Genomic DNA, 21,837 nt, shown 5'->3' with positions numbered 1-21,837 from the left:
CATCGAGCGTCACGGGGTGTGGCGGCGGGCGGGCATGGCCGGCCAGATCACCGGCCTAGACCTCACCGAGGCCGCCAGGACCGCCGCCGCGTACGGGGTCGCTGAATCCGAAGCCCTGGTGGAGTGCCTGACCGCGCTCGAGGCCGGCGCGCTTGTCGGCATCGACAAGTCCCGGCCGCCGGAATGACGATCTAGAGGAGGGGCGATGGCGGACGGCGGCTCGATCACCTGGCGCATCGGTCTGAGCGGGGCCGATGGCGTACGCTCCGATCTGAAGTCGGTCGGACCGGCCGCCGCCGAAGGCGCCCGGATCGCCCAGGCCGAGCTGCGCCGGATCGGCATCCAGGCCGACGACACCGCTTCGCGCTATGAGCGGATGGCCGCGCAGATCCGGCAGTCGGCCGCCCAGGCCGCCGCCACGCCGGTGCAGCAGCGGATTTCCGGCCTGGTCGACTCCACCGGAGCAGGTTCGGCCAGGGAGTCGGCGGCGTTCTTCGCCGAAGCCGAGGAGCAGGCCAGGGCGCTGCGCGCGGCGATCAATCCGCTGGCTGTTGCCCAGGAGCGATTCAACCTCGAACTCTCCCGGGCCCAGGCGCTGGCCCGCGGCGGCTTAATCACGACGGGTGAGCTGGCGCAGGCCGAGACGCGCCTGCGCCAGAAGCTGGACGAGACCACGGCCGCATACCGGCGGCAGGAAGCTGCCCAGACCCAGGCGAAAAAGGGTGGGCTCAGCGTCAACCAGAAGAACACGCTGATCTACACCGCCTCGGACATCGTCTCGTCCGCCGGAAGTGGCATCGATCCTATGCGCATGCTCCTGCAGCAGGGGCCGCAGGTCCTTCAGGCCTTTGCGGTCGAGGGGATGGCGGTGTCCGGTGCGTTCATCGCCGCGAGCGCGGCCGCGGCCGGGTACCTGGCCGTCATCGGCGGCCTGATCGCGATCCAGATCCGCGCCCAGGACGAGCAGGCCAAGCTGACCGTGCTTCTCGAGGGTGCGGGCAGAGCTTCAGGCGTCACGGCCGCCCAAATCCACCAGGTCGCCGACGCGGCCGCTGCATCGACGACACAATCGATCCGCTTCTCGCGCGACGCGGCCACGACTTTCGCGACCACGGCCAAGGTCACCGAGGAAAACCTCACGAGCGCCACATCGATGGTGGATCGCTTCGCTGACGCTACCGGCAAGTCGTCGAAGGACGCCCTGAACGAACTCGCCCGCGCCTTCGCTAGCCCGGCCGATGGCGCCAAGCTGCTGAACGACCAGCTGACCTTCCTGACGGGCAACGAACTTGACCACATCAAGTCGGTCGAGATCACCCAGGGCAAGACCGAAGCCCTGAAGCTGGTCCTGGAGAAGCTGAACGGCACACTGCCCAAATCAGGCGCCGCGGTGATCGGCGTGAAGGGCGCCTGGGACAGCTTGGCGAAGTCGATCTCCGACGTCATCACCAAGCTCGAAAAGCTGAACCAGACACCGGCATGGTCGCCCGAGAAGCGGCTGCAGGGCCTCTACGAGATGCGCCGCAACGTCCAGGCCGGCGTCGGCGTCGACACGACGGGAGACTATCAGAAAAATATCCGCGACGCCGTCGCAGCGACCGACCGGATGATCGCTGACGTCAAGAAGCAGATCGAAGAAGCCAAGGCGAAGCCGGCCCGCGAGCACCGCATCGAGGACATCAACCGCGTTGATGAGGCGGTCGGGAAGCTCAACCCCAAGGACGATCAGATCCAGACGGTGAAGGATCGCCAGGAAGTGGCCCGAAAGGCGCTGCGCGGCGAGATCGCCACGGAAAAGACGCCCGAGGAGCTGCGTGCCGCGATCGCCGCCGGCGACAAGGAAATCGCCCAGATCAAGAAAAGGGGCGAGCATGTCGATCGGCACGCGGAGTCTCTTGCTCGCGACTCCAAGGCGATGGCGGAGAACACCGCCGGGGCCCTGGCCTCGGCACAGGCCTATCTGGAATCGAGCGAGATTGCGCTGAAGGCGGACGCTCGCCGCAAGGCGTCCACCGACGCGGCCCGGAAGGGCGCGAACGAGGAACAACGCTACCAGGCCCAGCTGAACCTGATGGTCGCCGAGGCCGCCGCCAACGGCGCCAAATCTGTCGACCAGCTGCGCACCCAGACGGACGTTCGGCGGGACGCCAACGACGCCGTCGCCAGCGGGCTCCTGACCTCGAAACAGGCAGACCAGCAGATGCAGGACGAGCTCGCGCTGCGTCCGCTGCTGACCGCGCAGAAGGTCGCCGACGGCGAGGCCCTGCGGATCCTCACCCGGGTGATCGCCGAATATCGCAAGGCGCTGCACGACGCCCATGAGGAAGAGGCACGCGGCGCGGCGATCGATATCTCGCGCGATCAGAACGAGACGTACCAGGCGCTGGCTCGTCGCCGCGCCTTGGCCGATCGCGCCAAGCCAGATCGGTTCGACGAGGAGGGCATCCGGATCCAGGCGCGCAAGCGGCTGGAGAGCCAGGGGATCGACCCGTCCAGCGATCAGGGCAGGAACCTCGTCGCCCGCGACGTCTACAACGCCCGTCTCGATCGGGATGTCTCCAAGGCCGAATCCGCCAGCGACCGCCTCCAGGATCTGCAGCGTGAGCACCAGCTGCTGGCCGACGAGCTGACGGCGATCGGCAAGAACGCCGACGCCATGGAGATCGTGCGCGCGGTCAAGGCCGCGGAGCTGGATCTCATCAAGGAAGGGATCGGCCTCGAGACCGAGAAGGGGCGGGCGATCGTCCAGCAGGCCCGGGACAACGCCCTCCTGCAGGCGGAAATCCGGCGCGTCCAGGACTCGTACAACGACCTGAAGGGCATGGGCGATAAGTTCCTCGACGACGTGCTGAACCCGCAGGCCTGGAAGAACTGGGGCGACACGGGCACGCGGATCATCGAGCAGGTCATGTCGGACTTCATCCGGCTGGCGGCCCTGAACCCGCTGAAGAACATGCTTTTCGGCGAGAGCAACCCGACGCTGTCGAGCGTCGGCGGCATCGCGGGCTCGTTGCTGGGCAGCCTGTTTGGCGGGGCGAACCTGTCGGCCTCGGCCAACGCCCTGAGCGCCGCCTCGAGCGCCGGCGGCGCCGGCTGGGACGCGGCGTTCTCCGCCGCCAACGCCAAGCTGGTCCCAGGTTACGCCTCTGGCACCGACGGTCACCCGGGCGGCTGGGCGGATGTGGGGGAGCATGGCCGCGAGCGGATCTGGCTTCCGCCAGGCACGAAGGTCTTCACCAGCGCCGAAACCCGGGCCATGGACGCCCGCGTCGCGGCGCCGGCGGTCATCCAGGCTCCCGCGACGGCGCCCGCCGGCATGAAGGTCGAGGTCAACGACTATCGTAGCTCCGGTGCCCGGCCGAAGGTGAGCCAGACGGCCGACGGCATCCGGATGGACCTCTACGACGACATCGGGCGGGACATGATCAGTCGAGCCGGCTCCAGCGGCGACCTGGCCCGGGCCATGGGGCAAACGCCGCGCGTCAAGAGGTATGGCGGCTGATGGCGGGCAACCTCCTGAAGAACGCCGGCCTCCTGGACCTGACCAACGACTGGGTCTCGGGTGGGGGAGCGCTGCAGGTTGACGAGAGCACGGTCGGTGCGCCTGGTCGTGTCGTGATGGTGGCCGGTGGCGCCGGCGTCGCGACGTCCTCGGTCAACGTCTCGGTCGGTGACGAACTCGAGGTGCTGGCGCTGGTCGGGGCGGATGTGAATCGGCCCCGGGTCGAGTTCGTGATCCTGAACGGCGGCGGTGCGACGATCTCCGCCACCGTCGTGCCCTTCCGCAGGCTAGGTTCGGGCGCCTGCAGGCGCGGCCTTACCGCCTCGTTCAGCGAGGCCTATGCCAGGATCACCGTGGCGGCCGCCGGCGCGGCCAGGCTGTCGATCGCGCCGAACGGCGGCGGCATGTCGCACATCTATGCGTTCCGTCCTTACATCGGCAGGCCTGGCCTGGCGGTGATGCGCTGGGATCCCGGCACCCACTCCAATCCGGATCTCAACCTGCCGGTCTGGCCCGCCGATCTCCCCGGGTTCCGGGGGCAGCCCGCCGTCGAGCCCTTTGCGAACCTCAAGGCCTTCGCCGGCGACGCCGGCCTTCCGGCCAACGGCAGCCTGTATTCGGGCCTGCACCATCAGGTGAAGGGCCAGATGCGTCTCAGCGCCGAGCAGGACGACATCCTCGACCAGTTCTACGCGAGGCGCCCGCCAGCCTTCTATTTCGTCCGCCCTGACACCGGGGACCTCTGCATCGCCGAGTGGCTGGCCGATGGCGCGCCTCGCCTGGTTGAGACGCGTGGTCAGTACGTCTTCCGAGAAGTCGGCCTCCACACCCGCCCTGCCTAAAGGATCGCGATGTCCGCTGACGTCTCCGAGGCGTTCGTCCGCGCGTCGTTCGCGCGGATGACGCCCGACATCGCCATGCTGGTCACCGTCTCGGCCGATGGCCTGGACGAGCCGCTGCGTGCCGGTAGCTGGCCTGACGGCATCGAGAGTCGCGGCATGCATTTCCCGTTCATGCCGTTCAACTTCACCTGGCAGGGGGCGGGAACCGGCGAGGTCACACGCGCTGCCAAGCTCGAGATCGCCAACGTCGACGGTCGGATCAGCCTGGCGGTCCGGACGGCGATCGGCAGGCCCTCGGTCGACGTCGAGACGGTGCGTGTCGAGGATCCGGACACTGTGGAGCTCGGGTTGATCGGCGCTGGCCTGGCCCAAGTCGAGATTGATCAGACTCACGCCACGGGCACGCTCTCGCCACGCGACTTCGCCACCGAGCCGGCCTGCGCGCCGTCATACACCCCCTCCAAGACGCCGGCGGGCTTCTAGGTGTCACTGGTCACGCGCGCGGCCGGCTTTGTCGGCACGCCGTACCGCCTGATGGGGCGCACGCCGGAGGGCTGGGACTGCTGGGGCTGCGTCAGCTGGTTGCGGCAGCAGCTGCTCGAGGTCGCCTCGCCCAGCGCCGGCGACGGCTACTTGCCCGAAGACGCCGTGGGCGGCCGACTCATCGATACGTCGGCCGGCCTCATCGCCGCCAGCCTGGGACGCTGGCGCCTGCTGGACGGACCTCGCCCCGGCGCCGTGGCGCTCATCGAGGTCTTCGGCCGGCCGGCGCACGTTGGGCTCGTCCTCGATCGACGAGCCTTCATCCACGCATGGGAGGGGACGGACACCGTGATCGAACGTCTCTCCGACGAACGCTGGGCCCGCCGCGCGCGGGGCTTCTATGACGCGTAGGCCGCGCGCCGCGCCGGCGCGGCAGGTGGCCGTCTTCGCGCCGGAGCCGATGACCCCGCGTGTCGTTGAGGTGGCCTATCCCGCCGGCGCGACCCTGGCCGAGCTGCTGACCGCTGCCGTGCGACACGGCGCACTGGATGCGCGCGACCTTGGCCGGACCGAAATCTGGATCGACGGCGAGCCGATCGTCGATCGTGAGGCCGGGCTCGATATAGTTCCGCAGACTGGCCAGATCGTGAACGTCGCGGTGATGGCGCGCGGTGGCGGTCGCGGCGGCAACAAGGCCCTGCAGGCCGTGCTGCAGATCGCCATCATGGCGGCCGCCTTCTACATCGGCGGGCCGGCCGCCGCCGGTGCGACCGGCGCCAAGGCGGTGGCCTTCAAGGTGGCAGCGGCCGCCGTGGCCGTCGGTGGCCAGATGGCGGTCGCGGCCGCCTTCGCGCCGCACGTCGACAAGCTGGACGATCGTCCGGCCTATTCCCTGAGCTCGCAGAGCAATTCGCCGCGGCCCTATCAGCAAATGCCGCTGGCGTTCGGGCAGGGCCGGGTGGTCTTCGACCTGGCCTCGAGCGCGTTCACCAGCACGATCGGCGACGACGTCTACATCACGGGCATCTACGGTCTGCACTATGGGCCTTGCACCCTGGCCGACCCGAAACTGGGCGGGACCCTGTTCTCTGCGCTCAGCGACGGCGACGTCACGTTCGAGACCTTCCTGACGCCGGGCCCGCGCAATTCGACGCTCTACCCGATGCGGACCGTCCAGGAGGGCTACACCGACGAGCTCGAGATGGGCGGGGACTGGGTGGTCCACACCTCGGCCGAGGATGCCGAGATTATCGAGCTGGACATCACCTTCCCGGCTGGCCTGCTGTTCAGCAAGGACAACGGCAAGATCCTGCCGCAGGAAGTGCAGGGCCGGGTCGAGTACTCGCCCGCCGGCGAGGACGCCTGGGTCGCCGCCCCGATCGGCGCCTACTACACGCGCACCGGCGCGCTGGTGCCCGCGGGCGACTGGTACGTCCAGGACCGCTCCAAGCGCACGGTTCGCCGCACTCTGACGTTCAAACCCGCCGAGAAGGGTCAGTACGACGTCCGTATCAAAGCCTGGGATCCCGACGGGGACGACGTCGACGCCTCCACGAACACCACGACGTGGACGGCGATGCGCTCGATCGAGAACAAGGCGCCGATCGCCGACGAGAACCTCTCAATTCTGGTGGCGCGCTTCAAGGCTACGAACACCGTGAACGGCGCGCTCCCGGCGCTGTCGGGTGTCGTTACGCCGATCTGCCCGGTGGTCGAGGACGACAGCTGGACGGGCGACGCGACCGTCTATTCCGAGGCGTGGCAGCCGACCAACAACGCCGCGGCCCACGCCCGCTACATGGTCACCGGCTATCCGGCCGCCCGGCCATTGTCGGCGGCGCAGATCGATGTCTCGTTCGTCGACGCCTACAACATGATCGAGGAGCGGGATTGGCGAGGCCAAGTCCTCGTCCAGGAGAACGCCAGCCAGCAGGACGTGCTGATTAAGCTGGGCTTCATGGGTCGCTTCTCGACCTACTGGAACGGCCGCAAGCTCTGCGCCGTCACCGACTGGGAGAAGCCGGCCCCCCGACAGCTCTTCTCGGGGCTCAACGCCCAGGGCTACAGCTATTCCAGGGCGTTTCCCGAAGAGATTCATGGGGTCACGGTCAGGTTCGGCAACCTCGACCAGGACGGGCTTTCCGACGAACTGACCGTCTATGCCGACGGCTACGACAAGACCACGGCCAACCTCATCGAGGTCTATGACCTGCCGTTCAAGACGACCGCCGTGCGGGCCTACAAGGAAGGGCGCGTCTGGCTCGCCAAGCGGCTCTACCAGTCTGAGACCCATAGCTGGTCGGCCGGCTTCGACGGCCTGGTCTCGACCTATGGCGATCGTGTCCTGGTCCGGCACGCCTCGACGCTGTTCGGCCAGGCGGAAAGCCGGGTGCAGAACCGTCGTTGGAGCGGCGCGCTGGTTTCCGGGGTGCGGCTGGACGATCCGGTGGAGATGGTCGCGGGCAAGACCTATGCCCTCGATGTGCGTCGGCCGGACGGTGATGCGCTGCGCAACCTCCTGGTGGTCACGACGCCGGGACGGGTGCGCGACCTGGTGTTCGCCACGCCGTTGGCCGAGATCGACGCGCCTGGCCGCGACGACCTGGTCGTCTTCGGCGAGGTGGACATCATCACCGAGGACGTCGAGATCATCGACGTCGCGCCGAGCTCGAGCCGATCGGTCGCCCTGCGGGCCCAGCCGTACCGGTTCGAGGACATCCTAGCGGCCGAGACGGGTCCGATCCCGCCGCTGCAGACGCGCCTGACCGCGCGATCGCCTGCGCCCCAGCCTCGGATCCTCGCCTCGCAGGGCTCGCCCGACGGCGTCCTAGTCGCTTTCGACGTGGCCACCAGCCGCACCTCGCCGATCGCAAGCTTCTCGGCGCGTTGGCGGGTTACGCCGTCTGAACTGGATCCGGCACCGGCCTGGCAGACGCTGGATCCGCTGCGCGCCGAGGCGCGCGAAGTTCGGACGCCGGCGCTGCCGGACTCAGTGTTCGACATCGACGACGAGGGTCGCTCCGAGGCCGAGATCCGCGTCGACGTCGAGATCCGTTCAGTGCTGGCCAACGGCGACATCTCTCGCCCGGGCGTGGCGTCGGGCGTGCTTGTTCAACGCGGGATTGGAGCACCGAAATCCTTCACCGCCTACGGGATCAAACGCACGGCCATCGACGGCTCCTCGCACCCGGCCCTGGTTGTCGGTTGTGAGCCGGTCACCGCCGGCCAGGTGCAGGACCTGGTCGTCGAGATCCGGCCCGCCGGCGGATCAGCTGACAGCTGGGTCGGCGCCGGCAAGACGTTCCCCGCCGCTAACCCAACCGGCGATATCGAGGGCGTGAAGGCCGGCGACTTCCTGGACGTGCGGGCCAGGTGGCGCGCGTCGGACAACTGGGTTTCGACGTGGGTCTACGAATACGCGGTCGCCATTCCGCTGAACGCCCTGGTCAGCGCCGGCGTCGCATTGATCGGCGGCATGACGCCCGGCCAGCTCGTCGATGAGCTGCGCGCCGCATCTGAGCAGGGCGCGAACCTGACGAAGTCGACGCTCGAGCTGGCGATGGCGGCGATCGACGAGCGGGGGCAGCTGATCAGCGAGACCTTCCACAACGGCGTGCGCGTGAAGCGGATCCTGATCGACGACGATCAGCAGTGGGAGGAAGGCGACAAGACCTTCTGGGCCCGGATGGGCCTGATGGCGCTCCTCGCGCCCTCTGGCAACGCCATGATCATGCGGCACGACACGCTGATGTGGTCGACGACCGAAACCGTTGCCGACCATGTCGAGGCGATCAGGACCCAGATCGGCACGGATATCGCGTCGTTCAACACCCAGATCCGCACCTGGGTGAACACCAGCAGCGCTGGCGTGTTGTGGATCAACCAGCTCGAGGCGAACTTCGGCAACAACTTCCGGGGTTCGATCACCCAGACGGCCAGCGTCGTCTCCGGCATGGGCGCGACCTATACGGTCGCGACGAACGTCAATGGCCTTGTCGCGGGCCTGCGCTTGGTGAACACCGGCGCGACCTCGGCGTTTCTGGTGTCAGCCGCCGAGATCGGATTCTCCAACGGCACCACCACCCTCTATCCGCTGGCCATTGTCGGCGGGATCGTGAAGGCGACGAACTTCGAGGTCGACCGGGTCAAGGCCAATTCTATCACGGCCGCCAGCATCGTGGTCGACAGCATCCTCTACTACCACATCGCCGACGGGAACGTTCAGACCGGCCACATCGTCGATCGAGACGTCACCGACAGTTCGATATCCGCATCGGGCGTTGGGATCACGCTTTCCGTCGGGTCTTGGACCACCCTTCGGACTGTCTACCGGACTACCGGGGCTGGCCGCCTGGAAGTCCGCTCGCAGGCGACCATCGGAAGCGCGTCGACGGACAGCTACGTGAGCTTTCGCGTTCTCGTCGATAACGTCGAGTTCGACAGCTGGCCGAAATACGTCAAGGGCGGGGCCTACGACCGCAGCGTCTCGGATCTCGACGTCACGCCAGGCGCGGGGCCCCACACGATCGAGCTGCAGGCGATGCTTGAGCCGGGCTCCGGCGCGGCCAGCTCAGTCAATCACCGTCTTGCTGTCACTGAACATAAAACGGAGCGCTGACCATGGGGCGTGTGAACGCGGTCTATTACCTGGGCGACCAGCCTGTCGCGGCCTTCTCTGGGCCGGCCGAGGATTTCGAGGCGAACAGAGAGCCCGAAACGCTGCCCTTCCGCCTTATGAACGGCACGCCCTGGGAAAAGGTAGAGGGCTATCGCGCCGCGCCATCGCTGGCCGAGTTCGACGCATGGCGCGATGCCAATCCGCTGCCGGAAGAGCCTGAGGCACCCGGCGAGCCCGAAGTCCAAGGATAGCAGTTCCCGCCATGGCGAATCCAAACAGCGGCGACGCCCGGGAAGCGGCGTCGCGCGAATACCTGCAGCTGCTCGAGGCCTACTACCGCCAACGCGAGCAGGAGGACGCCCTGCGCGAGGCGCGTTTCCAGGTCGCCTCGCGCCTCAAGGAAATCGACGGCGAGCTCCGCGGCCGCGCCGCCGCCCAGACGGAGGCGGCCGCGGCCGCCAAGAGAGAGGCTGACTGATGCCGTTCGGCACGATCACGACCGACGCCATGGCCGCGCAGTTCGTCGAGCTGCTCGGCGATCATGGCGTGACCCTGACCGATCCCAGCGGTTTCGCGACGGATTTCTCGGCCATGTTCACGGCCTGGATGGGTGGCGAGGGTGCGATCCCTGCGGATCTATCTCAGCGCGTGGCGACGGCGGCCTCGGCCTGGAACACCGATGCGATGCAACGCATCGAATGGTGGACCGGAACCGTCAACGGTGGCCCAAACGGCGACGGCCTGTACCCCATGACCAACGCGGCGGGCGTCACGACGCTGTTCCCGTGCATGGCGAAAATTCTGGCTTCGACCGCGAAAGGCGACAGCGCCTACGACGTGGCCGTTTCCCTAGGCTATGCCGGCACCGAGGAGGAGTATGCCGAGGGGCCGATCGTCGCCGCCGATTACGCACAGGATAAGGGCGACTACGCCTTGGCCAAGGGCAACGCCGCCGCCGCCGCCACAGCCGATGCACAGACGGTCGTAACGGCTGGCGCTTTGGTTCTGAACGCCGCAGCCGATGTGCACGTGGATCGCGTCGCGATCGAAAACCTGTTCGCGACGGTCTTTAGTTCAGACGACTTCCCCGACATCGCCTTGGCGATCGTCGACGGGTTCATGCGCTTGGCCATCGGCGTGAAGTCGGACGGCACGACCACGATCGCCAAGACGATCGTCGGCGCGATGCAAGCCAGCAGCGCCACGATCGCTTCGTTGATCGCCACGGCAATGACGTCAGACGCCCTCACGACGGCGAAGATGACCTTGGGCGGTTCGGTCACCAAGGCCGAGGGCGATTTGGCGAACGGCTACGTCGCGTCGATCGCGGACATGTATGACCGGATTGCGGCCGCGTTGAAGCCGGACGGCACGGTTAGAATTGAGAAGCTGGATGTCCGGTCCCTGACGGTAGCGGCCTTCAGCCTAGCCGTCGCTACGATCGGCAATCTCAATGCGCCGGCGGCGACTATCGACAGCCTGACCCTAGGGCCGGCGACGACAAAGGTCGAAAACCTGTTCTCGACTAGCGGCGGCGGGGCATACCTCACCGCTTTCATGGACAGTTTGAATAGGGTGGCCGCTGGTCTCAGGTCTGACGGAACGATCCGGATCGACAAGTTGGACGTCCGTTCCCTGACGGCGGGTTCGCTCAACGCGCCGCTCGGTGTGCAGGCGGTATTCCAGGTCCTGAAACTCCTGATCGGCGCCGGTCAGATCGAGATTTACGAAGAGCCGGCCTTTGTGAACGGCCCCTTCGTCGTCGTCGACATGAACTATCGGATCGGCCTGGGCCTGCGGGCGAATGGCGATCCGATCGGCAAGTTCCTGACCAGTTCGGGTATTCCGGCGAACGCGGTCGGGACGACGCAGATCCAGGATCAGGCCGTTACGCCAGCCAAACTGGCGAGCGGCGCTGTTGCCGAAACGAAGATCGACCCGCCCTTGGCGCGCGTCATGGTGCCCAAAGCGACCGACGTCGTGCCGATGTATCCGGACGATCTGCGCGGGAGGCAAGGCCGATGCGCGAACCGCACCGAGGCCAGCGGTTACGGCTGGTCGCCATTCCCGCGCGTGCTCACCCGCGCCCTCCAAGGCGCGAACGACACAGGGCAGGCCCTTCAATTTCGTCGGCGCAGTCCCCTTGTCATCCGTGGGCGCCGCTATCGCAACGCCTTCGATCCGGCGGCGTCTGGGCCGGACAGCAAGGTTTCGCGAGGCACGTTCACTTCCACCACGACCTGGCCACCTTCCGGCACCTTCGCGACCGGCGACTACTACGAGTATGGCGACGGCGCCATTACCCGGACCATCGGGTCGGACACCTACGCCCAAGGGGACGTGGCCGTCTACACGGGCTCGGCTTGGGCCCGTCAGGCCCGTCCGCCTGGCGCGTCTCCAGTTATGGGCGACTGGTGGAACGTCACCTCGGCCGGCTGGTGGAAGGGCAAGCAGCTGGCGATCGGCGACTTCCTGTTCGTCCATGGGACCAAAGCCCAGGGCGGCCCCTCCTTCTACGAGTGGGGCAAGGGCGCGCCCGAGCAGGGCGAGTTCTTCTTGAGGGGCGAATGGGCGCCGTCGTCGGGGCTTCCGTCGTCGCCGGTCAACGGCGAGGTCTACCAGGTGACGGCAGCCGGTTCGACCGGCGGCTTCACCTTCGCCGTCGACGACTATTTGCTGCGTGACGACGGAGTCTGGGGCCAGGTTCCGTCTGACCCAATCACAGCAGTGGCGGCCGGTGGCTACGTCTTTCTGACCTGCCGGTCGGACAGCAGCGAATGGGAGTTCCGCCAGACCTCGAAGTCGGCGAGCCGGGTGGGCATTGCCCTAAAATGCCAGACCCAGACCGGCCCGCGCCGAAGCGTGGATGGAATCTACACCGTGGGCGACAGCATGGTCGCGCTTATCGGCCCCGCACTTTCCACGGCCTTCAGCCCACGGGTTGTCACGTCCGAAAGCTACGGAGGCGCATCTTTCACCGATGTCCTGGCCATGGTCCATCGGAACATCCGCGAGCTTGGCGACCCGCACAGGGGCAAGCCCCATATCGTCTACGCGGGCCAGAACGCCCAATCCGACTATCAGCAAACAGAGGAGCAGGCCCTTCGCCTCATGGGGCTGATCGGGTCGGCAACGCCTCGGATGCTGTATCTCACTGTCCTAGGGCAGCGCATCGCCAGCTATAGCGGCGGTCGGCTGGTGTTCGGGCAATTCGAAGACCAGTTCAACGATGTCGCCACCAACCCGATCGTTCGGGGCCGCGAGTTCTTCAAGCGGAATATCCCGGACCAGTGGTTCGACACCCGTCTGGCGGTGCTGGCGAACGCGGGGTCGACGCCGGATCTCCAGTTCCCCGGCAAGACCGAGGCGCAGGTGGCCTCCATGTACGGCATTCCGCCCTTGTCGGCTTGGCTCGATTACACCTCGGTCGGCATCACCCCTGCGAGCATGACCTTCCAGGGCTACTGGACCGCCGACGGACTGCCTACCGGCGGGTCGGCGAACGACTACTACCTGCGCCAATCGGGCGTGCCGGCCATCACCGACAACAACTCGGTCGGGAACATCCTCGCGAATATCGCCGGGGCCTGGATCGAGGTCTCCTTCGACAAGACCCATTTTTCCTCCGCAACCGTGAAGACGAGCGTCGGCAGCGCCATCAAGACCGTCTTCGATACGAAAGGCTGGTAGCTATGACCCTCGTTATTCGGTTCCCGGCCGTCGACTTTGGCGACAACGCCATGGAACTCGCCGCCTACGACACTATGGCGTCCACCGGGACGATGTTCCTCTATGACTTCGCCAACACGAAGTGCTGGGACGGCACGGCCTTCGACCTGAACGACGTGCCCGTGAACCTGAAGCCGGGTGGTGGTCTGAACGGCAAGGTGGTTACGGCTGCCTCCTATTCCTCCTCACCGACGGGGGCGATGGGGCCGCTGGGAGTGATCCAGCTCAGCCCCACCAATGTCAGCACCGACTACGACCCCGGAACCTTGGGCCTGACGAACTGGGCATGGATCTGCTGGTGCACGGTGCCGGCAACCGTCACGGCATTGTCTGGCACGGGAAAGGTCCACCAGAACGGCGTGGAAGCTATTTATGGCCTCCAGGTCAACACGAGCCGCTCGGTCACTGCGATGGTCAAAGGCCAGGAGGCGGCGGCGAACTTCACGCCTACGGCGGACGTCATGTATCAGTACGCGGTGGCCATGGAGGGCAGCGTCAAGACGGTCTACCGCAACGGCGCGTTGGTTCTTACGATCAACGGAGCGACAGCGCCCGCCGCCTCGCCCAATTCCAAGGCCTATATCGGCTACGCTTCCGGCGGCTATGCAAACTGGCCCGGGAAGACCTCACGAGTGCTGATGGAGAACCTGACGCTGGCGGGCAGGACCGCGGCGGCGTTCGTCGCGAAGGACTGGGCCGACAACCACACTCGCCACGGCGTCTGACGGGAATTCGGTTGGGGAACAGATCCACGCCTACTCGCTGGTGGTCGACTGGGACGGTGAAGACAGCTCCTCGAGTGAAAGGATTTGCGCACGACCGATCGGCGCCGGTCCAGGGTCCTCGAACATAGCGTCGGCCTTTCCCAGACGGACAAAGATTTGGGCGGCGAGCCTCGAAGCGAAACGCGAGTTCTCAAGGACCATGCCGAGTTCAGACGCGAGGATGTATCGGCTGTGGTCGTGGACCGTGCCGCCTCGTAGGCTGAAAGAGGTCATGCCGTGAGCCAGGATGTTCCGCTCTATGACAACTGCTTGGTGGAAGCTGTGAAGCTTTGTCGTCAGGGCTCTAGTTTCGTCATCTGCGACTAGATCGCGGAGCAGTTCGATTTTTTGCGCGAGTCCCCACTTCAACATCGCCTTCCTGATGGGCGGGCGTTGCCCGCCGGCCAGCGCCTCCAGGCTCCGCCACGTCATCGATTCGCAGATGCCCCAGTTGATGATGGCCTCGCCGACCAAGGCCACCTCTGCGGGGGAAATCGCGACGTTGAGCTGCATGCCGGCGAGCTTTCACCGTGAAATGAGGTTGAGCCGGCTTCAGTACACGCCTGAGTCGTCATCTCGCGTCGAGTAATTCATCAATCAAGGAGGGGCGGCCGATGGCTGACAACACGGGGGACCCGCACCTGGTCGCGGTCCTGAGCAAGCTTGCGCCTATGACGCCTGGGGTGGCTGGCGCGGTCCTGTCCCTGGCGTTCGGCGAGAAGCTGACCATCAAGGGCAAAGCGTTCAGCGTCGTCGGCGGATTTTTGTCCGCTCTTTGGATCGCGCCGGCGCTTGTCGCTGGCGTCGCGTCGGTATGGCCATGGGGGAAACTGCCGGGCGAGTTCGGCAGCGCCTTCTCGTTCCTGACCGGCCTGTTCGGCATGATCGCCCTGGCAGGCCTCGCGCAAGCCGTCGCCAAGTACGCAGGCGATCCACTGAAGCTCATCAAGTTCGAGGTCGGCGGTCTTCGGATCGGCGGCGAGGAGGGAGCGTAAGTCATGTTCACATTCATGTCCCTGATCCTCACGGCGCTGGCCGTGCTTGCGATCATCCTCGTCGTCGGTCTCGGCTGGACCGATCATCTGAGCCGTCGTCAACGGCTCGCGCTCACGTTCGTCGCCGCCGGCCTGCTTTGGGCCGGGCCGGCGCGAGCTCTGCGCCTCGACGCTGGACCGGGTGACGTCATGTTCTTGGTGGGCGTGCTGGGCATGATCCTGGACGCGCACGGTTCGGCCATGTGGCGACGCGCCGACCTGAAAGATGGGCGCGCCGACAACGTGGTGCGCGTCGGGAGCATCGAGATCCGCGGCGATCTGCTCGTTCGGCGAAAACCCACCATGCCCACCGCATAGCGGACGGGCCAATCATCCACCGACATCGCAGGAGATGCCTATGCCCTTGGCCAACCCCAAGGCGTTCTTCGATCGTGTGCGCGAAGTCGATCTGCTCGGCCCCGGGCTCTCGGTCGATGAGGTGGCAGGCTGCAACGCGATCCTGGCCGCGTGCGCGGCCTGGCCGCTGGCCCATGTCGCTTACGGACTAGCGACGGGCTATCACGAGACAGCCGGGACGATGCAACCGGTCAAGGAGTTCGGCGGCGACGAGTATCTGCGTCGCAACTACGACGTGACCGGCCGCGATCCAGACCGGGCGATCAGGCACGGCAACCGACGGCCAGGTGATGGCATCCGTTATGCGGGTCGCGGTCTAGTGCAGCTGACCTGGCAGGTGAACTACGCCAGGGCCGCCAAGCTGACCGGCGTCGATCTCCTGTCCGACCCCAATAAGGCGATGCAGCTCGACTTGGCCGCCAGGATCCTGGAGGGCGGCATGCGCGAGGGCTGGTTCACCGGCCGCAAGCTGGCCGACCACCTTCCGAAGACCGGGCACGCCAGCCGTGACCAGTTCACCAAGGCCCGCGCCATCATCAACGGCTCCGACAAGGCCGAGAAGATCGCCGAGGAGGCCATGGACTTCCAGGAAGCGCTAGCCGCCGGCGGCTGGGCCTGACCCGATCCGCGCCCTGGCGGTTCCAGGGCAATCCTGAAATGGAGGCGTCAATGACCCGATACGAACGGAGCGCCGTGAATGTCCTCATCGGCCTGGCGGCCGTCGTGGCTGTCATCTTCGTGCTGACGGTCGGGCCGTTTCTGTGAAAGCGCCTCTTTGGCTCTACGCCCTCGCCGGGGTTCTCGCCGCCGCGATCATCGCCTGGGGGCTGTGGTCCTTCGATCCCTTCGGCCGGCGCAAACACGCCGAGGCCAAGGCCGACGTCGCCACCGAGCAAACCCACGTCGAAGCCGCCAAGACGGAGGCCGTTGAGAAGGTCATCCGCTCGGAGGTCATAATCCGCCAGGAAGCCCAAGAGGCCCAACATGTCGTTGTCCAAGCCCGCGGTGCTGACGAGCCGCTTTCCCCCGCCGTGGCTGCTGCTGTGCGGGCTGGCGTTGACCGGTTGCGGGACCCTTCCGCGCCAAGCAGCGCTGACCGTCCCGGCGACGCTACGGGCCCCCTGCGATAGGGCAGAGGTTGGCCCGCTGGCCACGGTCGGCGACATGGGCGCTCTGGTCATTCGGCAAGAGGCCGCCGTGTCGTCGTGCGAGACCAAGCGTGCGGCCGTGGTGGGCTTGATCGACGCCTACGCGGAGATCACGCGAGCCAAGCGCCTTCGCCTTCCATGGTCGAAATGACCGCCCTGTAGCTGGGTCCGATTTTCACCTACCGCTCGCCGCCTCGGCTTGAGCGCACAACAAGGCCCCGCCGGCTCGCGCTGGCGGGGCCTTTTTCGTTTCAGGTCGCGGTGCGTTGGAGGTGCGCGCGTACCGCGTCGGCGCTGTTGCCGACGGCTTCGACGGCCCGCTTAAGTTCGTCTTCGCTGACGCCCAGCGCCTCGGTCCAGTATCGCACTTCATGCTCTTCGCCGACCGAGATCCGGCTGCGGTCCTGGGCGCCACGGTTGTTCAGATCGTCGCTCATGTGGTCCTCCATGTTGGAAGGGACCAATCCGCTCCGACGTCGTCAGGTTCCCACGTCCGGGTTGATGTCGGCCGCCGTCTTGTCCAGCCGCAGGCGCTGGAAGCTGGCCTGACGCATCTTCCCCGACGCGGTGAACTCGGCGATGTCAATGTCGGCGACCAATTCAGGCCGCGCCCAGTGAACCTCGCTGGACTTCTTTGGAGCGGGGCCCGCCGTGAACGGCGAGGCGGCTTCCTCAATGGCCCTGAGCCTTCGTGCCAGGTCTGGCGCCTGGTTCGGCGCGACGCTGCCGACGTAGCGCAGGCCGCCCCCGGGTTCAGGCAGTCCGCATAGGATCCGGTCAAATCTTGACCCATCCGCCGTCCAGCCGCCGATGATGACCTCGATCCCCGGCCGGCACTTTGCCTTGCGCCAGGTGTCCACCTTGTCGCCGACGTAGGGGGCATCGAGACGCTTCGAGACGATTCCTTCCCACTTCAGCTCGCACGCCGCGCGCAGCAGAGCCTTGGGTGGGCCAGCAAGCGGCTCGACGAAGCGGATGGCGTTTTCGATGTGCTCTCCGCCTTCGGAGAGCACATGCCGAAGTCGCGCCTTACGCGTCGACAGGGGGTATGGGCGCAAATCGTTGTTCCGACCCTCGAACAGGATGTCGAAGGCGTAGAAGACCAGATCGTCTGTGGCGCGCCGCGCCAGTGCCGAGCGCAGCGCCGAAAAGCTCGGTTCCCCCTTCGGGCCCAGGGCCACCAATTCGCCGTCGAGGATGCAGTCCGGCAGCTCGCCGGCCATCGCCTCGAGCGCGCGTAGCTGATCGGTGAAGTCGTTCCCGTTCCGAGACCAGATCGTCGCCCGGCCGTGCTCGACGCGGATCTGCTGGCGATAGCCATCGAACTTGATCTCATGGATCCAGTTGTCGCCCGCCGGCGGCTCGCTCACGAGCTTAGGATGTTGGAACGGCACGAAGTCGGGCATCGGCACCGCCGAGCCCTGGATCCGCTTTTTCGCAGCCATTTCTTGGCCTCGGGGTTGAGTCCTGGACTCAATGGCGAGGTGACCAGGAGGTTGCGATGAGCGGCGAAGGCGACAACAGCAAGGCGCAGGTGGCGGGAGCCGCAAACCACCTAGTCGACCGCCTGCAGGATGAAGTGGGCGAGTACATCAGCCCGGCCAGCACGCCGCAAGAACAGCGGGACGCGGTCGAACAGATGATCGGAGACCTCGAAGCCTCGCCCGAGGTTCGGACCATCCGAGAAGCCGGCGGCGAGGACCCCGGAAAGTTCGGCTCGGCCGGCAATCCGGAGGGCAAGGCCCTACGCCGGGACTACGACCAGGCCGAGCGCGACGTCGCCGCGGAGCAAGCCTTGGAAGCCGACCGCGAGCGTAAGACCGGCGAAGCCGACTTCAGCAAGGAAGCGCCGGATCGAGTGACGGGCCCGCTGCTGGGCGACGTGGAATCGTCCTAGTTCGGCGGAATGAACTTAGATGACATCGATCAACTGCTCGACATCAACGCCAAGGAGGCGGCGGAAAAGGGCGACGAAGGTCTGTTGCCCGGGCTCATTCAGCTCAGCGCCGACACTTACTGCCGGGTCAGCACGCTGGCCAGCGGCATGGCGTGCACCAAGATCCTGGATGGGATCCGCTATCGAGGCGTCAAGGTGAGCGTCGCCCGTGCCTTTGAAGACAAGGTGCTGAACCGCTCCGAGGCGGGCGAGAGGGGCGAGCCGTTCTTCGATCTAGAGGCGAAAACCTAGGCCGTCGGCAGGCCCCGGGCGACGACGACTTCGCCTTCCTCAAGCAGCCGGCCGAAGAGCCTCACGCCCAGGTCCTCCAGGGCGCCGTAGGGACCGATCTTCGCCAAGCCGTCCTTCCTGCGAACCATGACGACTTGGTCCGCCGCCGTGATCATGAAGCGATACCCGCCGCCGACGTCGAACACGGCCGGCGCTTCGGGAGGGAGTTTCGCCATTTGCGCGGCCAGGTCGACCGTGCGCCCGACCTCGCGGAACAGCTTCTCGGACACCGGCGCCCAGGTGATCTCGGCTGGCTTCAGCTTGTTGAGAAGATAGGCGGCGAGCTTGGCCTTCATAGGCCTGGTCGGGATCGACAGGATCCAGCTGTCAGGCCAACCCGCTGTTCCGTGCCGGTTCCAATTGCTCGCCCATTTGCGGACGTCGTCGATCGGCTGAGGATCTTCCTCGCCGAGGTCCGACATCTCGTTCAGCTCACCAGTTGTACGGCTGCGAAAACGAAGCCAGCCAAGATCTCCAACGACGACGACCTCCGCCTGCTCGTCGGGATTGCTGTAGCTGACGTTGATGGGTTGGTCGTTCATCGCGTCATCCGAATAGGTCAGGCGGCGGAAAGTCGCGCTGGACGGCGAGGCTCCCGGCGGGAAGGTGGGTAAGGATTTCGGCTTGAGGGCGGGTGAGGTCAAGCCAGTCGCGGCCCTGGTCGCCGGCAAGCACCACGATTTGCCGATCGTGGTACGGCGCGATGTCGGGGCCAGGCTCCGTCGTCAGCATCGTCCAACAGCCCTTCTGAACGATCCCCGCCACCCAGAACAGCGGGCTCTCGGGCATGGTGAACTTCCAGCGGGTCTTGCGCTTCTGACCGGGCAAGGCATCGGTGAACTCATAGAAGGCGTCGGCCGGGATCAAGACGCGGTCGCTCTTGCTGAAGTCGCGCCCCTCGCTCACGAAGTTGAACACCGGCTTGCCCGACGGCGCGCGCCAGGCCCACTGGGTCATCGAGACCACGGCCTGGTCGCCGACGTGGCGGACGATCGGCGCTTCCTCTGTCATTTTGATCTCTGGGCGAGGCTCGAAGTTCGAGGCCTTGCCCTCCCAGACGATCGGCAGCCGCAGCACGCGCTCCCAGGTCTTGAAAAGGTCGCCCGTCTCTAGGCTGTAGAGGTTGCACATTCGCCGGCTCCTTGAGTCTCAAACGCTAGGCGACCTGAAACGCGCCAGCTAGTCTCTCGTCATGCGACCACCCCACAACGACGACGCTCCAAAGCTTCACACCGACGTCGAATTCGACGTCGCCGAGATCCTGGAAGAGTACAACCCCACGGCGCCGAGCGATCTTGAGCGCCTCGCGGACGAGGCCGAGCGCGGTGCCGAGACCTATCAGGGCGGCCCTGTCGTGGCCGCCGCTGTCGCTGCGGAGCTTCGCCGACGTGCGAAGGCCTGGCGGGACTCGGAGGCTGGCTGAAATCAGTATCGCGACGCGTTGATGGTGACCTTCGGCGGGCCCTTGGCTCCGCAAGCCGAACACCTCAGGCTCGTGCGGAGTTGAGCCGGGCGCATCCAAGGCCCGACCTTGGCGAGAATGGCTTGGCGCGGCCACGTGACGCTGTAGCCGCAGCTGCACCGGATCGTCAGCGACGACAGCTTGCCCGTACGCGGGTCCATGTCGGCCATGGATCACCGCCGGCCAGTCGGCGGCCGCCAGCCATAACCATAGTCCAGCGGATCGAGCCCCGCGCTGCGCAGCGCTTCGATCGCATCCCATTTGAACTGCTCCGCAAGATCCTGCGGGTCCCAAACGCCGCTTTGCGCCATCGCCGGCATCCTCGCGCCGCACCGAGGGCAGGGCGTCCGGCGTTGGATCTCGGCCATGGTGAGCTTCAGGAGACCTTTCGCCCTGCCGAGCATGGTGTCGTGCCGCCACGTCTTGGTCGCCCGACACGCCACGCACTGAAAATAGATCTCCCATTTCAGCTCCAGCGCCCTCACCAGGGTTGTCGCGGCGAACCGCGGATCTAGCGCGACCAGCTTGCGCCGCTGATTGTCGCTGAGTTCAGGCATCCGCGGGCGGCTCCACCTGGCGCAGGACGATCCAATAATTCCAGGGTCGCCCGCGGACCTGCTCGATCTCCGCCCACGCCACTTCACCCTCGATCATGGTGGCATGCTCACCGTGGATAAACTCGACGGCAGAGCGGCGTCCATTGCCAGTCCCGCGCGGGAAGGTGAAGTGCAGCGTGCGACGGCCGCCCTGGCCGTCAGGCGCGGTCACGCGGGTCAGCTTCACGATGTGGCGCGAGCCCCGGATTGGAATAGGGGCGTGAGTTGTCGCGCTCTGGTCTGAGCGTTGGGCCGTCATGGCGATGTCTCCGATGTTCCGGAAATGTTCTCATTCCGGGCGGCGATTGAGTCAAGCCGTCAAACCCGTTAAGGGGATCAGAGCATCGGCGTTGCCCGTTAGACCAGCCTGAAAAACCCTGGAAAAGCTGGGCGTGAACGGAAACGGAATCGTTCACCCAAGTGCTGTGAAATCAGAAGCTTGAACTACACTTTTAATCGAATGGTCGTGGGTTCGAACCCCACCCGGCCTACCAAACTTTCCAGATGGTTCTGGTCGAGAGATCGCTCGGATCGAAGTTTACGATCGATTGCGATATTCGCGTGGCGATTCGCTTGTTCTATCGGCTGAGTTGAGGGCATCTTCCGACGAAGATGCTTGGGGAGGCGAACTTGAAGCGGGCTGTATTGTTGGCGTGTCTGTGCCTGACCGGGTGCGGGCCTCAATTTACGGACAAGGGCATCGAGGGCGTCAAGACGCAGATGACCGATGAACTTTCGGCGAAAGGGCTCGACGTCCACGAAGTTCAAATGATCAAGGTTGAACGCCGAAAGCTGACAGGCTTTGCCAGGGTTTCGAAGATCGGCGGCGAACAGGATGTCACGCTCAGCTGTGAGGCGACGATGGATGAAAAGACCAGCAATTTCATCTGGGGATGCAAGCGCTAAGAGGCGCTACGCTCGAGAGGGCTCCGCTCCCACGCCAGTTTTTCTCCCACCCCCACCATCCCTTCTCGTTTGCCCTATTACAGCGGTAGAGATTTAACCGGTCCAGTTTCCACGACGCCCCCGGGACCCTTCTCCGTCTCGGCGCGTTCAATCTTTGCCTTGAGCTATG

General features: G+C 65.9%; 25 protein-coding genes. 18 read left to right on the top strand and 7 right to left on the bottom strand.

What is annotated here, in order from left to right:
* Positions 1 to 34: 34 nt before the first annotated feature.
* Genes ABIC66_RS12750 through ABIC66_RS12705 form a run of 10 tightly spaced genes read left to right on the top strand, consistent with a single transcriptional unit; the run spans position 35 to position 13,899 of the window.
* Positions 35 to 187 (top strand): hypothetical protein, encoded by a 153-nt coding sequence (locus ABIC66_RS12750; protein ID WP_354070654.1) that lies wholly within the window; start codon positions 35 to 37, stop codon positions 185 to 187.
* 18 nt (positions 188 to 205) lie between these two features.
* Positions 206 to 3,502, top strand: a complete 3,297-nt coding sequence (locus tag ABIC66_RS12745; protein WP_354070653.1) for a phage tail length tape measure family protein — start codon at positions 206 to 208, stop codon at positions 3,500 to 3,502.
* Complete coding sequence (locus ABIC66_RS12740; protein ID WP_354070652.1) at positions 3,502 to 4,344, top strand: hypothetical protein; 843 nt, start codon at positions 3,502 to 3,504, stop codon at positions 4,342 to 4,344. Before ABIC66_RS12745 ends, ABIC66_RS12740 begins: the two co-directional genes overlap by 1 nt.
* A gap of 9 nt (positions 4,345 to 4,353) precedes the next feature.
* The gene (locus ABIC66_RS12735) at positions 4,354 to 4,827 is read left to right on the top strand and encodes a hypothetical protein (protein ID WP_354070651.1); all 474 of its coding nucleotides are present in this window, start codon (positions 4,354 to 4,356) and stop codon (positions 4,825 to 4,827) included.
* Positions 4,828 to 5,238, top strand: coding sequence for an NlpC/P60 family protein (locus ABIC66_RS12730; RefSeq protein ID WP_354070650.1), 411 nt, complete (start codon positions 4,828 to 4,830; stop codon positions 5,236 to 5,238). It begins immediately after the preceding gene.
* Entirely contained in the window at positions 5,228 to 9,445 is a 4,218-nt protein-coding gene (gene gpJ, locus ABIC66_RS12725) for a TipJ family phage tail tip protein (protein WP_354070649.1), read from the top strand. Before ABIC66_RS12730 ends, gpJ begins: the two co-directional genes overlap by 11 nt.
* 2 nt (positions 9,446 to 9,447) lie before the next feature.
* Positions 9,448 to 9,696, top strand: a complete 249-nt coding sequence (locus ABIC66_RS12720) for a hypothetical protein (RefSeq protein ID WP_354070648.1) — start codon at positions 9,448 to 9,450, stop codon at positions 9,694 to 9,696.
* Between the two features lie 11 nt (positions 9,697 to 9,707).
* Positions 9,708 to 9,923, top strand: coding sequence for a hypothetical protein (locus tag ABIC66_RS12715; RefSeq protein WP_354070647.1), 216 nt, complete (start codon positions 9,708 to 9,710; stop codon positions 9,921 to 9,923).
* Positions 9,923 to 13,135, top strand: coding sequence for a hypothetical protein (locus ABIC66_RS12710; protein WP_354070646.1), 3,213 nt, complete (start codon positions 9,923 to 9,925; stop codon positions 13,133 to 13,135). The genes ABIC66_RS12715 and ABIC66_RS12710 overlap by 1 nt, the downstream gene beginning before the upstream one ends.
* 2 nt (positions 13,136 to 13,137) lie before the next feature.
* Entirely contained in the window at positions 13,138 to 13,899 is a 762-nt protein-coding gene (locus ABIC66_RS12705; protein ID WP_354070645.1) for a LamG-like jellyroll fold domain-containing protein, read from the top strand.
* A gap of 30 nt (positions 13,900 to 13,929) precedes the next feature.
* On the opposite strand, the gene ABIC66_RS12700 is transcribed toward ABIC66_RS12705, so the two are convergent.
* On the bottom strand, positions 13,930 to 14,451 hold the full coding sequence (locus tag ABIC66_RS12700) for a hypothetical protein (RefSeq protein WP_354070644.1): 522 nt from the start codon (positions 14,449 to 14,451) through the stop codon (positions 13,930 to 13,932).
* A 101-nt stretch (positions 14,452 to 14,552) separates the two neighbouring features.
* On the opposite strand from ABIC66_RS12700, the gene ABIC66_RS12695 reads away from it, so the two are divergent.
* The 4 genes from ABIC66_RS12695 to lysC all read left to right on the top strand — a co-directional run bounded on the left by ABIC66_RS12695 (position 14,553) and on the right by lysC (position 16,628).
* A complete protein-coding gene (locus tag ABIC66_RS12695; protein ID WP_354070643.1) occupies positions 14,553 to 14,933 on the top strand; it encodes a hypothetical protein in 381 nt (126 codons plus the stop codon).
* A gap of 3 nt (positions 14,934 to 14,936) precedes the next feature.
* Positions 14,937 to 15,290: a hypothetical protein gene (locus ABIC66_RS12690; protein ID WP_354070642.1), complete on the top strand. Its 354-nt coding sequence runs from the start codon at positions 14,937 to 14,939 to the stop codon at positions 15,288 to 15,290.
* Between the two features lie 40 nt (positions 15,291 to 15,330).
* On the top strand, positions 15,331 to 15,948 hold the full coding sequence (locus ABIC66_RS12685; protein WP_354070641.1) for a glycoside hydrolase family 19 protein: 618 nt from the start codon (positions 15,331 to 15,333) through the stop codon (positions 15,946 to 15,948).
* A 365-nt stretch (positions 15,949 to 16,313) separates the two neighbouring features.
* Complete coding sequence (gene lysC, locus ABIC66_RS12680) at positions 16,314 to 16,628, top strand: Rz1-like lysis system protein LysC (protein ID WP_354070640.1); 315 nt, start codon at positions 16,314 to 16,316, stop codon at positions 16,626 to 16,628.
* A 100-nt stretch (positions 16,629 to 16,728) separates the two neighbouring features.
* On the opposite strand, the gene ABIC66_RS12675 is transcribed toward lysC, so the two are convergent.
* Together ABIC66_RS12675 and ligD are read right to left on the bottom strand one after the other, a co-directional pair.
* Positions 16,729 to 16,914 carry a DUF3606 domain-containing protein gene (locus ABIC66_RS12675; RefSeq protein ID WP_354070639.1) on the bottom strand — a complete coding sequence of 62 codons (186 nt, stop codon included), beginning with the start codon at positions 16,912 to 16,914 and terminating at the stop codon, positions 16,729 to 16,731.
* A gap of 42 nt (positions 16,915 to 16,956) precedes the next feature.
* Positions 16,957 to 17,922 carry a non-homologous end-joining DNA ligase gene (gene ligD / locus ABIC66_RS12670; protein WP_354070638.1) on the bottom strand — a complete coding sequence of 322 codons (966 nt, stop codon included), beginning with the start codon at positions 17,920 to 17,922 and terminating at the stop codon, positions 16,957 to 16,959.
* Between the two features lie 56 nt (positions 17,923 to 17,978).
* On the opposite strand from ligD, the gene ABIC66_RS12665 reads away from it, so the two are divergent.
* The gene (locus ABIC66_RS12665) at positions 17,979 to 18,374 is read left to right on the top strand and encodes a hypothetical protein (RefSeq protein WP_354070637.1); all 396 of its coding nucleotides are present in this window, start codon (positions 17,979 to 17,981) and stop codon (positions 18,372 to 18,374) included.
* A 9-nt stretch (positions 18,375 to 18,383) separates the two neighbouring features.
* Positions 18,384 to 18,665, top strand: coding sequence for a hypothetical protein (locus ABIC66_RS12660; RefSeq protein WP_354070636.1), 282 nt, complete (start codon positions 18,384 to 18,386; stop codon positions 18,663 to 18,665).
* Here the strand turns inward: ABIC66_RS12660 and ABIC66_RS12655 are convergent.
* Together ABIC66_RS12655 and ABIC66_RS12650 are read right to left on the bottom strand one after the other, a co-directional pair.
* Complete coding sequence (locus tag ABIC66_RS12655) at positions 18,662 to 19,246, bottom strand: hypothetical protein (protein ID WP_354070635.1); 585 nt, start codon at positions 19,244 to 19,246, stop codon at positions 18,662 to 18,664. The genes ABIC66_RS12660 and ABIC66_RS12655 overlap by 4 nt on opposite strands.
* Before the next feature lie 4 nt (positions 19,247 to 19,250).
* Positions 19,251 to 19,835 carry an SOS response-associated peptidase family protein gene (locus tag ABIC66_RS12650; RefSeq protein ID WP_354070634.1) on the bottom strand — a complete coding sequence of 195 codons (585 nt, stop codon included), beginning with the start codon at positions 19,833 to 19,835 and terminating at the stop codon, positions 19,251 to 19,253.
* Positions 19,836 to 19,896: 61 nt separating this feature from the next.
* Between ABIC66_RS12650 and ABIC66_RS12645 the strand changes: the two genes are divergently transcribed.
* Positions 19,897 to 20,127 (top strand): hypothetical protein, encoded by a 231-nt coding sequence (locus ABIC66_RS12645; protein WP_354070633.1) that lies wholly within the window; start codon positions 19,897 to 19,899, stop codon positions 20,125 to 20,127.
* A 212-nt stretch (positions 20,128 to 20,339) separates the two neighbouring features.
* Here the strand turns inward: ABIC66_RS12645 and ABIC66_RS12640 are convergent, their stop codons facing one another.
* Positions 20,340 to 20,723: a hypothetical protein gene (locus ABIC66_RS12640; protein WP_354070632.1), complete on the bottom strand. Its 384-nt coding sequence runs from the start codon at positions 20,721 to 20,723 to the stop codon at positions 20,340 to 20,342.
* A complete protein-coding gene (locus tag ABIC66_RS12635) occupies positions 20,716 to 21,021 on the bottom strand; it encodes a hypothetical protein (protein WP_354070631.1) in 306 nt (101 codons plus the stop codon). Before ABIC66_RS12635 ends, ABIC66_RS12640 begins: the two co-directional genes overlap by 8 nt.
* Before the next feature lie 371 nt (positions 21,022 to 21,392).
* Here ABIC66_RS12635 and ABIC66_RS12630 point away from each other — a divergent pair, with 371 nt between their 5' ends.
* Positions 21,393 to 21,668, top strand: coding sequence for a hypothetical protein (locus ABIC66_RS12630; protein WP_354070630.1), 276 nt, complete (start codon positions 21,393 to 21,395; stop codon positions 21,666 to 21,668).
* Positions 21,669 to 21,837 lie beyond the last annotated feature (169 nt).

Origin of the sequence: Caulobacter sp. 1776 (assembly GCF_040545685.1) — a bacterium.
Classification (GTDB): domain Bacteria; phylum Pseudomonadota; class Alphaproteobacteria; order Caulobacterales; family Caulobacteraceae; genus Caulobacter.
This window is presented reverse-complemented; position numbering and strand designations above follow the sequence as displayed.